13 protein-coding genes and 1 pseudogene are annotated in these 12,830 nt (G+C 73.3%); 6 read left to right on the top strand and 8 right to left on the bottom strand.

The genetic code is table 11. The annotated features are described in order from the left end of the window. Positions 1-3: 3 nt before the first annotated feature. From ACH4N1_RS18020 to ACH4N1_RS18005, 4 genes are all read right to left on the bottom strand, one after another. Positions 4-981, bottom strand: coding sequence for an amidohydrolase family protein (locus ACH4N1_RS18020; protein ID WP_398098357.1), 978 nt, complete (start codon positions 979-981; stop codon positions 4-6). Between the two features lie 95 nt (positions 982-1,076). Then, positions 1,077-2,207, bottom strand: coding sequence for an FAD-dependent oxidoreductase (locus tag ACH4N1_RS18015; protein WP_398098144.1), 1,131 nt, complete (start codon positions 2,205-2,207; stop codon positions 1,077-1,079). 23 nt (positions 2,208-2,230) lie between these two features. Continuing rightward, positions 2,231-3,187: a cyclase family protein gene (locus tag ACH4N1_RS18010; protein WP_398098142.1), complete on the bottom strand. Its 957-nt coding sequence runs from the start codon at positions 3,185-3,187 to the stop codon at positions 2,231-2,233. Then, on the bottom strand, positions 3,184-4,185 hold the full coding sequence (locus tag ACH4N1_RS18005) for a fumarylacetoacetate hydrolase family protein (protein ID WP_398098140.1): 1,002 nt from the start codon (positions 4,183-4,185) through the stop codon (positions 3,184-3,186). Before ACH4N1_RS18005 ends, ACH4N1_RS18010 begins: the two co-directional genes overlap by 4 nt. A gap of 137 nt (positions 4,186-4,322) precedes the next feature. Between ACH4N1_RS18005 and ACH4N1_RS18000 the strand changes: the two genes are divergently transcribed. Together ACH4N1_RS18000 and ACH4N1_RS17995 are read left to right on the top strand one after the other, a co-directional pair. Continuing rightward, positions 4,323-5,252 (top strand): LysR family transcriptional regulator, encoded by a 930-nt coding sequence (locus tag ACH4N1_RS18000; RefSeq protein ID WP_398098139.1) that lies wholly within the window; start codon positions 4,323-4,325, stop codon positions 5,250-5,252. 286 nt (positions 5,253-5,538) lie between these two features. Further along, positions 5,539-6,777: an MFS transporter gene (locus ACH4N1_RS17995; RefSeq protein ID WP_398098138.1), complete on the top strand. Its 1,239-nt coding sequence runs from the start codon at positions 5,539-5,541 to the stop codon at positions 6,775-6,777. Positions 6,778-6,971: 194 nt separating this feature from the next. On the opposite strand, the pseudogene ACH4N1_RS17990 reads toward ACH4N1_RS17995, so the two are convergent. Together ACH4N1_RS17990 and ACH4N1_RS17985 are read right to left on the bottom strand one after the other, a co-directional pair. Next, positions 6,972-7,085: pseudogene (locus tag ACH4N1_RS17990) on the bottom strand (NUDIX domain-containing protein); the annotation flags it as partial. Positions 7,086-7,180: 95 nt separating this feature from the next. Next, positions 7,181-7,540 carry a hypothetical protein gene (locus tag ACH4N1_RS17985; RefSeq protein ID WP_398098136.1) on the bottom strand — a complete coding sequence of 120 codons (360 nt, stop codon included), beginning with the start codon at positions 7,538-7,540 and terminating at the stop codon, positions 7,181-7,183. Positions 7,541-7,851: 311 nt separating this feature from the next. On the opposite strand from ACH4N1_RS17985, the gene ACH4N1_RS17980 reads away from it, so the two are divergent. The 3 genes from ACH4N1_RS17980 to ACH4N1_RS17970 all read left to right on the top strand — a co-directional run bounded on the left by ACH4N1_RS17980 (position 7,852) and on the right by ACH4N1_RS17970 (position 9,863). Then, the gene (locus ACH4N1_RS17980) at positions 7,852-8,415 is read left to right on the top strand and encodes a hemerythrin domain-containing protein (protein WP_398098134.1); all 564 of its coding nucleotides are present in this window, start codon (positions 7,852-7,854) and stop codon (positions 8,413-8,415) included. Positions 8,416-8,776: 361 nt separating this feature from the next. Beyond that, positions 8,777-8,980: a cold-shock protein gene (locus ACH4N1_RS17975; RefSeq protein WP_073491490.1), complete on the top strand. Its 204-nt coding sequence runs from the start codon at positions 8,777-8,779 to the stop codon at positions 8,978-8,980. A gap of 139 nt (positions 8,981-9,119) precedes the next feature. Continuing rightward, positions 9,120-9,863, top strand: a complete 744-nt coding sequence (locus tag ACH4N1_RS17970; RefSeq protein WP_398098132.1) for an SOS response-associated peptidase — start codon at positions 9,120-9,122, stop codon at positions 9,861-9,863. Positions 9,864-9,920: 57 nt separating this feature from the next. Here ACH4N1_RS17970 and ACH4N1_RS17965 read toward each other — a convergent pair whose 3' ends face one another. Both ACH4N1_RS17965 and ACH4N1_RS17960 read right to left on the bottom strand, forming a co-directional pair. Beyond that, a complete protein-coding gene (locus ACH4N1_RS17965; RefSeq protein WP_398098130.1) occupies positions 9,921-10,325 on the bottom strand; it encodes a PPOX class F420-dependent oxidoreductase in 405 nt (134 codons plus the stop codon). A 276-nt stretch (positions 10,326-10,601) separates the two neighbouring features. Next, a complete protein-coding gene (locus ACH4N1_RS17960; RefSeq protein WP_398098129.1) occupies positions 10,602-12,287 on the bottom strand; it encodes a serine/threonine-protein kinase in 1,686 nt (561 codons plus the stop codon). Between the two features lie 158 nt (positions 12,288-12,445). On the opposite strand from ACH4N1_RS17960, the gene ACH4N1_RS17955 reads away from it, so the two are divergent. After that, entirely contained in the window at positions 12,446-12,796 is a 351-nt protein-coding gene (locus tag ACH4N1_RS17955) for a hypothetical protein (RefSeq protein ID WP_366056290.1), read from the top strand. Positions 12,797-12,830: the final 34 nt, after the last annotated feature.

The raw sequence follows: 12,830 nt of genomic DNA, 5'->3' as shown, positions 1-12,830 counted from the left end.
GTGTCAGTCCTTCCGGAGGAGAGCGGCGGCGTTGCCGCCCCGTACGGCGTGGAAGTCGGCATCGGGGAGACGGGCGGCGCGCAGGGCGCCGACCGGGTCCTCGGTGCCCATGTCGAAGGGGAAGTCGGAGCCGAGCAGCACCCGGTCGGCCCCGGCGACGCGTATCAACTCCCGCAGGACGTGCGGGTCGTGGACGAGGGAGTCGAAGTACAGCCGCTTCAGGTAGCTGCTGGGCGGGTGCGCGCAGCCGCCGCCTGCGTCGGAGCGGGCCGACCAGGCGTGGTCGGAACGCCCGATGTGGGTGGGCAGGTAGCCGCCGCCGTGCGCGGCGATCAGTTTCAGCGCGGGGTGCCGGTCCAGCACCCCGGAGAAGATCAGGTGGGACAGCGCGACGGCGTTCTCGGTGGGCTGTCCCACGGTGTTGGACAGGTACCAGCGGTCCAGCCGCTCGTCGAGCGTGCAGCCGAAGGGGTGCAGGAAGAGGAGCGCGCCGGTCTCCTCGGCCCGGGACCAGAAGGGGGCGTAGGCCGGGTCGGAGAGTTCCCGTCCGGGGGCGTGGCTGGAGATCTCCACCCCCGCCAGACCCTGTTCCAGGGCGTGGTCCAGGGCGCGCACCAGCTGGTCCGGGTGCTGGAGCGGGACCAGTCCGAGGCCGCGCAGCCGGTCCGGCGCCGCCGCGCAGTGCGCGGCGGTGGCCTCGTTCGCCAGCCGGTACACCTTCTCGGCGCTCTCCTCGTCCGTCCAGTAGTGGTAGTGCGAGGGGGAGGGGCTGACCAGCTGGACGTCCACGCCCTGGGCGTCCATGGCGGCCAGGCGTACGGCCACGTCGGTCAGTCGGGGGATGCGGTCGCGGACCATGGGGCCGCTCACCGCCAGGGCGGCGGGGCCGTTGCGGCGCGCGTCCAGGGCCCTGGCCTCGCCGTGGCCGGGCAGCCCGGCCACGAGCGCGTCGATCTCGGGCAGCAGGACGTGGGCGTGCACGTCGACGGTCGGGACGGGGGCGGGACCGTCGGCCGGGACGGGGGCGGGCGTCGGCGTCCGGCGGGGCGTGGGCCCGGTGTCGGTCTCGGTCTCGGTCACGGCAGTTCCCTCAGCATGGTCATGGTCCGGCCCATCAGGCCGGGCACGTCGGCGTCGCGGACCCCGTCGAGCTGCCACTGCCCGATCTGCACGGACGCCTCGACGACCGGACGGACCCGCGCGATCCGCCGCTCGTGGTACGCCTGCAACAGCGCGTCGTCCCAGGTGTCGGTCCCGGTCAGCAACTGTGCGAGGACCCAGGCGTCCTCCAGGGACAGTGCCGCGCCCTGGGCGAGCGTGGGCGGGCAGCAGTGCGCGGCGTCGCCGGCCAGGACGACCCGCCCGCGGTGCCAGGAGCCCTCGACCAGCAGCCGGTCGAACCAGGTGTAGTTGACCTTCGCCGGGTCGGTGATGTGCCGGGTGATCTCCGGCCAGAAGCCGCCGTACGCCGAGGCCAGGCGCCGCATCTCGTCGGCGTACGACCCGGCCGGTATCGAGGCGCGGTCGCGGTTGGCCTCGACGACGTAGGCGTACAGGGTGCTCTCGCTGGTGGGGCAGTACCCGGCGATGTAGGCCGGGCCGCCGTAGGCGAGGTCGGTGCGGACCACGCCGGCGGGGCGGGGGGCGGCGATGCGCCAGATGGCCATGCCGGTGGGCTCGGGCTTGTCGGTGATGCCGATCGCGGCGCGGGTGGTGGAGCCGAGGCCGTCGGCGGCGATCACCAGGTCGTAGCGAGTCTCGCTGCCGTCGCTGAGGCGGACGAGGACGCCGTCGGCGTCCTGGTCCAGGATCTCGGCGGTGGTGCCCAGCCGGACCGACGCGCCGCTCGCGCGCACGGCGTCGATGAGGATCCGCTGGAGCTGCGGGCGCTGCATGCCGACGGTGGCGGGCAGGCCGTCGCCCCCGGTGCGGATGTCGCGGGCGACGTGCAGGACGGTGCCGTCGGGGGCGGTGATGCCGACGGAGCCGAAGCCGAAGCCGGACGCCCGGACCTGCTCCCACACGCCGAGTTCACGCAGCACCCGCAGGGCGTTGCCCTGGAGGGTGATGCCGGAGCCGGCGGTGGCGTTCCAGTCGTCCCTGGCCTCGATCAGGTCCACGGCGAGGCCGGCCCGGCGCAGCAGGACCGTCACGGCGTTGCCGGCCGCGCCGCCGCCGACGACGAGGACCGTGCGGGCGTGGTTCATGGGGAACTCCCTTGTTCCTCGGGTTACTTGACGGCGATCGGATTGACGGGGGAGCCGACGGCGCCGGTGATGGGGAGCGGCGCGGCGGTGAGCCAGAACGCGTACGCGCCGTCGGCCGCGCAGTCCTCGGCGAGCGCCTCCAGGTCCCACATCTCGCCGATCAGCAGGCCCACGTGGGGGATGACGACCTGGTGCAGGGGCTGGAAGGCGTGCGCGAACTCGTTCGGGCGGACCTCGAAGCCCCAGGTGTCGGTGGCGATCGCGGCGATCTCGCTGCCGTGCAGCCAGCCGGCCGTGGTGAACGACAGGCCGGGCGCGGGACCGCCGGCGTAGTCCCCCCAGCCCTCGCGGCGGACCCGGGCCAACTGCCCGGTGCGCACCAGCACGATGTCACCGCGCCCGACGGTCACCCCGTGGGCCTCGGCGGTCGCGCGCAGGTGCTCCTCGGTGATCGCGAAGCCGTCGGGCAGTTCCCCGTCCGCACCGATGACCCGGCCCACGTCGAGCAGCACCCCGCGTCCCGCGACGTACGGCGCCATGTGCTCGATGCCGGTGACGAGGTCGCCGTCGGAGGTGACGACCTTCTCGGCCGCCCGCCCGTTCCACGCCTTGCCGTGGTCGAAGATGTGCCCCAGCCCGTCCCACTGGGTGGAGCACTGGAGCGGCATCGCGATCACGTCGTCGGCGCCGCCGATGCCGTGCGGGAAGCCCTGGTTGCCGAGCGCCGCGTCGGTGCCGGTGTCCAGCATGGTGTGCACCGGGTTGGTGCGCCGCCGCCAGCCCTTCTGCGGGCCGTTCATGTCGAAGCGCTGGGAGAGGGAGAAACTCACGCCCCGCCGCACGAGCGCGGCGCCCTCGCGGCGCTTGGCCTCGTCGAGGAAGTTCAGCGTGCCGAGCACGTCGTCCTCGCCCCAACGCCCCCAGTTGGAGCAGACCTTGGCGGCCTCGGCGATCGCGCCCTCGGGATCGTCGCGGTTCACGCGGCCCCCTCCGCGACACAGCGGGTGCGCTGCGCGCCGAGCCCGGTGACCGACCCCTCCATCACGTCGCCGTCGCGCAGCAGCCGGCCCCAGTGCATGCCGTTCCCGGCCGGGGATCCGGTCAGCACCAGGTCGCCGGGGAGCAGACGGGCGCTCTGGGAGGCGTACGACACCATCCGGGCCACGTCGAAGATCATGTCCTTGGTGGACTCGTCCTGCATCGTCTCGCCGTTCAGCTTCAGCGTCAGCCGCAGGTCGCCGGGGTCCGCGATCGACTCGGCGGGCACGATCCAGGGGCCGAGCGGCGTGAAGCCGGGGGCGTTCTTGCTGCGCAGCCAGTCGGTGCCGATCTGCGGCATGTCGCGGCGGAAGACCGTGGCGCGGTCGGTGAGGTCGTTGGCGATCGTGTACCCGGCGACGTGCTCCAGGGCCTCCGCCACGGACACCCGGTGGGCGGGCCGGCCGATCACGGCCGCCAACTCCAGCTCCCAGTCGGGCTTTTCGGCCCACGCGGGCAGGACGACGTCGTCGTACGGGCCGGTGATCGCGCTCGGCAGGCCGATGAACACGTACGGCAGGTCCTCGGCCGCCCGCCGGTCCATGATCTCGGCGGCCTCGGCGCGCCGCTCCTCCTCGGGCCGGTCGTCGCCGGGCGCCCGGTGGGCGACGTGCAGATCGATGACGTGCTGCCGGTAGTTCGCTCCCGACTGGAACACCTGCCGCGGCTCGACGGGGGCGTGCACCCGGAAGTCCGCCAGCGGCCCGCGGTCGGGGCCGCCCGCCGCGGCCAGCGCCCGCAGCCGCGGCAGAACGGTCTCCCACTCCTCCAGCAGCCCGCGGACGTCCGCCGGACCGTCGCCGAGGGCGGAGCGCAGGTCGAGCACCCGGGCGTCCGGGGTGACGAGGGCGGGGAAGGCCGGGCCGTCCGGGGCCGACAGCGTGGCGAGGGCGAACGGACCGGCGAAGAGCGCGGAGACGGGTTCGGGTTTCACGGACATGTCCTCCTGATTGCGGTGCGACTAATCTGGACCCGCCACCTACGATCAGGGAAATCGATTCTGTGGATGACCGGCATCCATGCGACGAATTCACCCTGGTCGGCGCCGCACCACGACGTACCACTGGGGGAAGACCCGTGAACCTGGCCCGCCTGGACCTCAACCTCGTCGTCGCCCTGCGCGCGCTGCTGGAGGAACGCAACGTCACCCGGGCCGGACAGCGCATCGGCCTCAGCCAGCCCGCCATGAGCGCCGCCCTGGCCCGGCTGCGCCGCCACTTCGACGACGACCTGCTCGCCCGGGTCGGCGGCCACTACGAACTCACCGCCCTCGCCCAGGTCCTGCTCGACCGCACCTCCACCGCCTACGACGTGCTGGAACGCCTCTTCGCCAGCCAGGCCGACTTCGACCCGGCCGAGGAGAGCCGCGAGTTCAAGCTGGTCGCCTCCGACTACGCCGTCGCCGTCTTCGGCACCGAACTCGCCCGCGTGGTGCACGAGGAGGCCCCCGGCATCCGCCTGCGCTTCGCGCAGACCCCGCCCACCGTCGTCGACGACACCGCGACCCTGCTGAGCGCCACCGACGGCCTGTTCATGCCGCACGGCGTCATCAGCGACTTCCCCGCCACCGACCTCTACCAGGACCGCTGGGTCTTCCTCGTCGCGGACGACCACCCCAGCGTCGACGACCGCCTCACCCGCCGGGACCTGGCGAGACTGCCCTGGGTCACCTACCAGCGCACCTACGACGCCCCGGCCGTCCGCCAGCTCGGCATGCTCGGCATCGAGCCACGGGTGGAGGTCTCCGTCGACAGCTTCCAGCTCCTGCCGCTCCTGGTGGCCGGCACCCGGCGCATCGCCCTCGTCCAGGCGCGCCTCGCGAGCCTCCTCGCGCCGATCGCCGCCGTCCGCGTGCTGGAACCGCCCTACGAGGCCGTGCCCCTCCAGGAGGCACTGTGGTGGCACCCGGTGCACACGCACGACGCGGCCCACATCTGGCTGCGGGAGACGGCCGCGCGGGTCGGCAGGCGTCTCGCGGGCGTTCCGGAGGAGCGGGCCCCCTTCTGACGGACGGGGCGGACGGCCGGCGGGGCCGACAGGGCCGACAGGGCCGGCGGGGCGGGCGGGGCGAGGAGCGGTCTCCCGGACGAGGCGCCCGTCCCACCGGATCCGCCGGGTATCCACGCGACGGATCAACGGCATCCGAAAACCGGATCACGCCAGGTCTGGGCAGGCCGCCTCCCGGAACGCATAGTCGTGGCACATCACGCGCCCGTGCGCCGACGTCCTGCGAGAGACGGACCCGGCCGCCACGGGGCACCACCTCTCCCGCCTCGCGCCCTGGAGTGCCGCCATGCCCGCTCCCGCCGTCCCGACCGCCCTCGACCGAGGGGACTCCCCGCAGGCCGGGGGGAAGCTGCCGGCCACGCTGCTGATGGCCGGCAGCTGTCTGCCCGTCCTCGGTGCCGTCCTGATCGCCCCCGTCCTGCCCCGCATGCAGGACCACTTCGCGGGGGTCGCCGGGGCCGAGGCGCTCGTTCCCCTGGTACTGACCGTGCCCGCCCTGTCGCTCGCCCTGCTCGCCCCGTTCGCGGGCGTCGTCGTCGACCGGGTCGGCCGCAAGCGCCTGCTGGTCGCCGCGACGATCCTGTACGCGCTGTTCGGCACGGTCCCGCTGTGGACGGACTCGCTGTACGGCATCCTCGCGAGCCGTGTGCTGGTCGGCGTGGCCGAGGCGGCGATCATGACCGCCTGCACGACGCTGATCGGCGACTACTACACGGGGCGGGTCCGCGACCGGTACCTCGCGCTGCAGACCATGTGCGCGTCGGCGTCCGCCACGGTCTTCTTCGTGCTCGGCGGCGCCCTCGGGGCGGCCGGCTGGCGTGCGCCCTTCGGGCTGTACGCGGTCGGACTGCTGCTCGCCCCCGTCATGGCCCGCGCACTGCCGGCCCCGCGGCCCGCGTCCGCGGACGGACAGGACCGCACCGGCACCGGGCCGCGGCCCTTCCCCGTGCGCCGCATGGCCGGCATCTGCCTGCTGACCGTGTTCGGCGCGGTCGTCTTCTACACGGTGCCCGTGGAGATGTCCTACCTCCTCGACGACCTCGGCACGGACGCCCCCGGTGCGATCGGTGCCGTCACCGCGGTCGCCAGCGCGGCCACCGTCGTCGGCTCCGTCGTCTTCACCCGGCTCACCGACCGCCCCCGGCACCGCCTTCCCCTCGTCCTCGCGCTGAGCGGCGTGGGCTTCCTGCTCATGGGCCTCGCCGACGGCCTGCCCCTGCTGATCGCGGGAGCCGTGGTCAACTGCGTCGCCACCGGACTCCTGCTGCCGTCCCTGCTGACGCTGGCCATGTCCCGGCTCGACTTCGCCGACCGCGGCCGCGGCACCGGCCTGTGGACGTCGGCGTTCTTCCTCGGCGAGTTCGCCTGCCCCCTCGTCCTCCTCGGCGGCAAGGGCGCCCTCGGCGGGCTGGCTCCGGCCGTGGGACTGCTCGGCCTGACCACCCTGCTGCTGGCGGCGGCACTGCTGCCCCTCACCCGCCGCACCGGCGCGGCCCTGCCCCACGGCGCCCCCGAGCGGCCCTGACCGTCCGGACCTGACCCGGTGGCACGGCCGCGGCCGGCCGGCGCGCGACAGGGGGGTGCCCGTGGAGGACGCCGCGGGCCGTGTCCCCGGCCGGCAGGCGTCCGGCGCGCGGCCCTCCGGTGACGGCCCGCCGCCGCACCGGGGCGGTCGAGGACGGCGGAGACCGTGCCGAGCGACACGCCGGCCGCCCGCCGGGCGGTCTCACCCGGTTCGGGCATGCCGCCGGGCAGCTCCCAGCCGTCCCGGTGGCGGTCGTGGACCATGACGACCTCGTTCCGGTGCCGGAGAGCCGTCAGCGCCAGGGGCATGGGGGCGTCGGCGGGCACCTCGCTCTCCGCACCGCGGGCGAAGGAGACCAGCGGGCCGCCCCGGCCGCCGGACGCCGAGGGCCCGACCGGAGCCGTCACGCCGCCGTGGTCAGTGCGGTGGCCGTGGCGACGGCGACGTCGGCGCGGGCGTGGATGATCAGGCGTATCCCGCTGCTGTCGGCACTGGCCTCCTCCAGCAGACGCCGGGCGGGGGCGCTGTGGGTCGCCACGGACAGCAGCAGCCCGAGGCGGCCGCACAGACGGTGGACCCGCAGCACCACCCCGACCGTCGCGTCGGTCGCCGCCGACTCGTCGAGGACCATGACGACGAAAACCGGCAGGTGCCCCTCGACCAGAGCGCCGACCTGCGTGAGCAGGCCGTCCCGTCCGTCGGCACCGGGGTCGGCGTGCACCGTGATGACGAGCACGTCCTGTTCGAGTGCGTGGGACATCATCACGGTCGATCGTCCCTTCTTCTGCGGATCGCGGGTCGTAGTCGGACTACCCCGTACCGGGACGGTGATGCCGGGCGCGGTGGACGTCGGCCGCCGCCGATCCTGTCGGCCGCCGGAGTGAAGGGGCGGGGCGTCGCGGGGCAGGGGGAGCGCACGGGGGAGGCATAGCTCCTGGGTGCCGAACGGGCGGGGCGCTCGGGACGGAGTGGCCGTTCCCGCCCTCGCCGGAGGACGACGCCGACGACGCGGACACACGCGCCGAGGGCGGCCGGCCGGTACCCGGCCGCAGCACGACGAGGAGTGGAGAACCCATGGGACACGGCGGAAACGTCATCCAGGAACTGACCGCGGACCATCGCGAGGTGGACGCCCTCTTCGCGCGGATCGAAGCGCTGCCGCCGGCCGACCCGGAGCGACGCGAACTCGCGGACCGGATCACCATCGAACTGGTCCGCCACTCGGTGGCCGAGGAACAGTACCTGTACCCGACGGTGCGCCGGTACGTCGACGACGGCGACGACCTCGCCGACGAGGAGATCGCCGAGCACGGCGAGGTCGAGCGCATGCTGAAGGAACTGGAGGACTGCCGGCCCGGCGACGGACGCTTCGACGCGCTGATCACGGGACTCAGGAACTCCGTCACGGCGCACGTCGACGACGAGGAGAACCGGCTGTTCCCCCTGCTGGCCGAGGTCTGCTCCGCCACCGCTCTGGAGGATCTCGGCGAGAAGGTCCGCTCGGCCAAGAAGCACGCCCCCACCCGCCCGCACCCGTCCGCGCCGGACACCCCGCCCGCAAACAGGATCCTCGCGCCCGGCACCGGCATGGTCGACCGCCTGCGCGACCTGCTCACCGGTCGCGGAAAGCAGGGCTGAACGGACGGAGGCCGCCGGACGGCGTCCCCCTCCGCCACCGGGCCGGGGCACCGGGCATGCGGGAATTTCCCTTGCCCGGTCAGGAAACCGACGGGACCCACCCGAGGAATCCGGTCCTCGGCCCGTTCGGCCGTCACTCCGGTGGGTCTGTGCACGCGAGCCGGAATGACTCCGGCGGTAACCTGGGGAGAGAAGCCGGTCGCAGTTTTACTCGTGTGTTTGTGCCAGTCGCATGCTCGCAGAGAACGATGGTGCGGGCGCGAAGCTTGTTCTCCAGGTTGTGCTGGAGCAGCCGCGTCGTCAACCGGCCGGGTGTTCGCACGGTGCGAATCACCCAACCCAGCCCCTGTAAGGAGCAGCAATGACTCAGGGAACCGTCAAGTGGTTCAACGCCGAAAAGGGCTTCGGCTTCATCGCCCAGGCCGACGGCGGCCCGGACGTCTTCGTGCACTACTCGGAGATCGACAGCTCCGGATTCCGCAGCCTGGAGGAGAACCAGCAGGTGGAATTCGACATCGTGCAGGGCCCCAAGGGTCCGCAGGCTTCACGCGTACGCCCCCTGTGACGACATCCGCAGCCCGCGCCTGCCGCCGCTGACATGAGGGAAAAGGGCCGACGCCTTCCCGGCGCCGGCCCTTTTCACGCGCCCGCACCGCCGGACGCCACCCGTACGTTCCCGGAAAAACAGTGGGAGAGTGGAATGCATGTGCGGTCGTTATGCTTCCACCCGCGATCCCGAGGACCTCGCCCGGCATTTCCACGTCGCCGACCTGCCGGTCGGCGAGTCGCTCGCGCCGAGCTGGAACGTCGCTCCGACCGACGACGTCTGGGCCGTCCTCGAACGCACGGCGCGCGGCGCGGACGACACCGCGCCGGCGAGACGCGAGCTGCGGCCGCTGCGCTGGGGACTGGTGCCGTCGTGGGCGAAGGACGTCAGGATCGGCGCGCGGATGATCAACGCCAGGGCGGAGACCCTGCACGAGAAGCCCGCCTTCCGCCGAGCCTTCACCCGGCGCCGCTGCCTGCTGCCCGCGGACGGCTTCTACGAATGGCAGCCGGTCAAGGCCGGGGACACGGGCCGGACCCGCAAGCAGCCGTACTTCATCCACCCCGAGGACGGTCGGGTCATGGCCCTCGCCGGCCTGTACGAGTACTGGCGCGACCCGCAGGTGAAGGCGGACGACGACCCCGCCGCCTGGCTGATGACCTGCACCGTCGTCACCACCGACGCCACGGACGCGGCCGGCCGGGTGCACCCCCGCATGCCGCTCGCCCTCACCGAGGACCGCTACGACGCCTGGCTCGACCCCGCCCACCAGGATCCCGACGAACTGCGCGCCCTGCTCCGGAGCCCCGCGGACGGACGTCTCGAGGTGCGACCCGTGTCGCCGGCCGTCAACGACGCCCGCAACGACGGACCGCATCTCCTCGACCCGATCACGCCGTAGACCGCCCCGCAGGCGCCGAGGCGCACCCCCGTCCCGCGCCGCGAGGCTCCGGGAACCTCAGAGGCCCCCCACCACCTTGCGCGGCTTGATCCTCACGACGACGCGGTCGGCGTCGTCGACCGAGGCCGGGTTGAAGTCCGCGTACTGCTTGCCGGTGTACTTGACCGACAGCTCGTCGATCAGCTCGCGGGCGCCGTCGGTGGTCATCTCGGCGGTGCCGCGGACCTCCGCGTACGTGTACGGCGAGTCGGCGGGCTGCACGACGAAGGTGACCCGGGGGTCACGCGCGAGGTTCTTGTACTTCCGGCGGTCGACGGTCGTGGAGAACAGCACGTCGTCGCCGTCCCGCTTCACCCACACCGGCGACACCTGCGGGCTGCCGTCGGGCTGGATCGTGGCAACGGTGATGAAGACGGGCGAGTCGAGCAGGGACTTGAGGCTGTCGGACAGTTCGGCGGGCATGGTGGCCTCTCTGCTGGTGTCGAGGCGGCCCCTGGACCGCAGGGCCGTAGGCGTACCCGACAGATACTGCGCCAACGCTTCGGCCGCCACCGGTATTCGTGCACCGCGCGAGTCGTCCCGGGCCGCGTCCGGGGGGCCGGGAACGTCAGTGGCGGTCGTCATCATGAGCCCATGAGCAAAGTGATCTCGTACAGCGCCGCCGACTCCCGGCACATCGTCGCGTTCGTGAGTGGAGGTCACCTGACCCCCGATCCGAAACGCGGCGGCGGGGCGGTTCTAGGACGGCTTCCACAGGGTCAGTTCGGTGGTGTAGTCGGGGAGGTTCTCGGTCCTCATCTCCACCTTGGTGATCTTCATCATCGCCAGGTTGCCGTCCGTGGTGACCGTGCACAGGACGGTGCCCTCGGGCAGCAGCGCCAGCAGGTCCTTCTTGCCGGTGATCGTGGCCGGCAGGGCGTTGGTGTCGGCTGCCGCGGCGCACTGCTCCGCGGTCGGGCCGTCGCTGATGCCGGTCGTGGTGAGGAAGCTCAGTGAGGAGAATCCGCTGAACTCGTTGTACGTCAGCTCGACGCCGTCAGGGGCCGAACTGCCGCCCTCGGCATAGGTCTTCGGCAGGTCGAGGTCCACGTGGGTGTAGGCCGTGGGGCTGGGCGCGCGGAGGGTGAGCGGCTTGTTCTCGAAAAGCGGCGTGTAGCCGCCGCTCGCCGGTGCGCCCGCCGAGGCCGAGGCGGACGCAGGGGCGTCGGTGGGAAGGCCGCCCTCGGCCGACGCGGACCCCGATGCGGAGGTGGCGGCGGCCGGTGGCACCGGCCCGGACGGGGAGGTCCGGGCGGTGTTCCCCGCCGCGGCCCCGTCCTTGTCGTCCGACGTGTCGCCCCCGGCCAGCCCCCAGGCGGCGCCGGCCACCACGACCGCGGCGAGCACAGCGGCGCCCAGCACCAGCGGCGTACGCCTGCGGGCCGCGGGAGCGGCTTGCGGGGTGCCGCTCGGCGGCGCCGGCGGGGGGACGTAGGTGGGGGAGTAGGCGGCGGCCGTGGGTGTCGCATCCGGCTCGGGCGTGGCCGCCGCCCGAGCCCGCCGGGCGATCTCGGCCGCCGCCGGCTCCGGCAGCCAGCCGGCGAAGTCGCGGGCGGGACGGCCGGACGCCTGCGCGCACAGCTCGGCGAGTTCGGCGGGCGTGGGCCGGGACGCCGGATCGGGGGCGAGGCAGCGCTCCAGGAGCGGGCGCAGGCCGTCCGGGTAGCCGGAGAGGTCGGGCTGCCGCTGCTCGGTGGCGGCGATGCGGGTGGCCAGGGTGATGGCGCCGCCGTCGCCGTACGGATGGCGGCCCGTCGCCGTCACCGCCGCGATCAGGCCGAGGGAGAACACATCGGTGGCCGGGGTGAGTTCGGCTCCGCCGATCTGCTCGGGGGACATGTACTGCGGGGTGCCGACGAGTCCGCCGCTGCGGGTGAGCTGGGTGGCGTCGGTCGCCCGCGCGATGCCGAAGTCGATCACCCAGGGGCCCTCCGCGCTCAGCAGGATGTTGCTGGGCTTGAGGTCCCGGTGGATCACCCCGGCCGCGTGCACGGCCCGCAGCGCCTCGGCGACGCAGCCGGTGAGCTGGAGGGCCGCGGGCAGCGGCAGCGGTCCGTACGCGGTCAGGGCCTCGTCCAGCGGCAGCCCGGGGACGTAGGCCGTGGCGAGCCAGGGCAGAGCGCCCGTGGTGTCGTGGTCGACGACCGGAACCACGTGGTAGCCCTGCACCCGGCGGGCGGCGGTGACCTCCTGCTGGAAGCGGCGGCGGAACTCCGGGTCCTGCGCGAACTCCCGGCGGATCACCTTCAGGGCCACGGGTTGGTTGCCCCGGGTGCGCGAGAGGTAGACGGCACCCATGCCCCCCTCGCCGATCTTGGCGAGCAGTCGGTAACCCCCGACGTCTCGCGGGTCCTCGGGACTCAGCGGCGTATGAATCGCATTCACGCTCAGAGCGTGCCCTACGCCGCGATCACATGTCCGAGGAACCGGATAATCACCGTACGTGCAGGGCGACTTGCGCCATGGCCGGGTGGGCGGCCGGTCCGCGGGCAGACCGGGCCGGCCGATCGCACCACCGGGTCCGCCGGCCGTAGGCTCCCGGCATGCAGCAATCCGAGATCATGCAGCGCGTCATCGGCATCCTCACCGAGGCCATCGAGATGAAGCGGCAGGTCCGCGAGAACCCCGACGCCGACGTCGCCCTCACCGGGGCCATCTCCGCGCTCCTGGCGGAGACGTTGCCGCAGATCAGCCTCCCGAGGGACGCCACCGCGCAGGAGACCATGGAGATCATCACGGCAGCGCTCGGGCCCGCCATCCTGACGCTGGCCAACTGCTTCTCCTACGCCTTCGTGCATCTCGGCGAGGTGCACGACGAGGGCCGGCCCGACATCTCGACCGCCGACGTGCTGCGCTCCCTCTCGCTGAGGTTCGCGCGGCAGGAGGAGGCCTGACGCGGCCGAGCCGTCCGCGCCACCGTGCCACGGG

The sequence above is a fragment of the Streptomyces sp. NPDC017202 genome (genome assembly GCF_044331705.1).
Classification (GTDB): domain Bacteria; phylum Actinomycetota; class Actinomycetes; order Streptomycetales; family Streptomycetaceae; genus Streptomyces.
Note: the sequence above shows the minus strand (reverse complement) of the source record. Positions and strands in the feature narration are given on the sequence as shown.

What these genes read in the sequence shown, in the direction of transcription:
- ACH4N1_RS18015 (WP_398098144.1), bottom strand. Translation starts at nt 2,207, where the DNA reads ATGAACCACGCCCGCACGGTCCTCGTCGTCGGCGGCGGCGCGGCCGGC.
- ACH4N1_RS18005 (WP_398098140.1), bottom strand. Translation starts at nt 4,185, where the DNA reads ATGTCCGTGAAACCCGAACCCGTCTCCGCGCTCTTCGCCGGTCCGTTC.
- ACH4N1_RS17995 (WP_398098138.1), top strand. Translation starts at nt 5,539, where the DNA reads ATGCCCGCTCCCGCCGTCCCGACCGCCCTCGACCGAGGGGACTCCCCG.
- ACH4N1_RS17985 (WP_398098136.1), bottom strand. Translation starts at nt 7,540, where the DNA reads ATGATGTCCCACGCACTCGAACAGGACGTGCTCGTCATCACGGTGCAC.
- ACH4N1_RS17980 (WP_398098134.1), top strand. Translation starts at nt 7,852, where the DNA reads ATGGGACACGGCGGAAACGTCATCCAGGAACTGACCGCGGACCATCGC.
- ACH4N1_RS17975 (WP_073491490.1), top strand. Translation starts at nt 8,777, where the DNA reads ATGACTCAGGGAACCGTCAAGTGGTTCAACGCCGAAAAGGGCTTCGGC.
- ACH4N1_RS17970 (WP_398098132.1), top strand. Translation starts at nt 9,120, where the DNA reads ATGTGCGGTCGTTATGCTTCCACCCGCGATCCCGAGGACCTCGCCCGG.
- ACH4N1_RS17965 (WP_398098130.1), bottom strand. Translation starts at nt 10,325, where the DNA reads ATGCCCGCCGAACTGTCCGACAGCCTCAAGTCCCTGCTCGACTCGCCC.
- ACH4N1_RS17955 (WP_366056290.1), top strand. Translation starts at nt 12,446, where the DNA reads ATGCAGCAATCCGAGATCATGCAGCGCGTCATCGGCATCCTCACCGAG.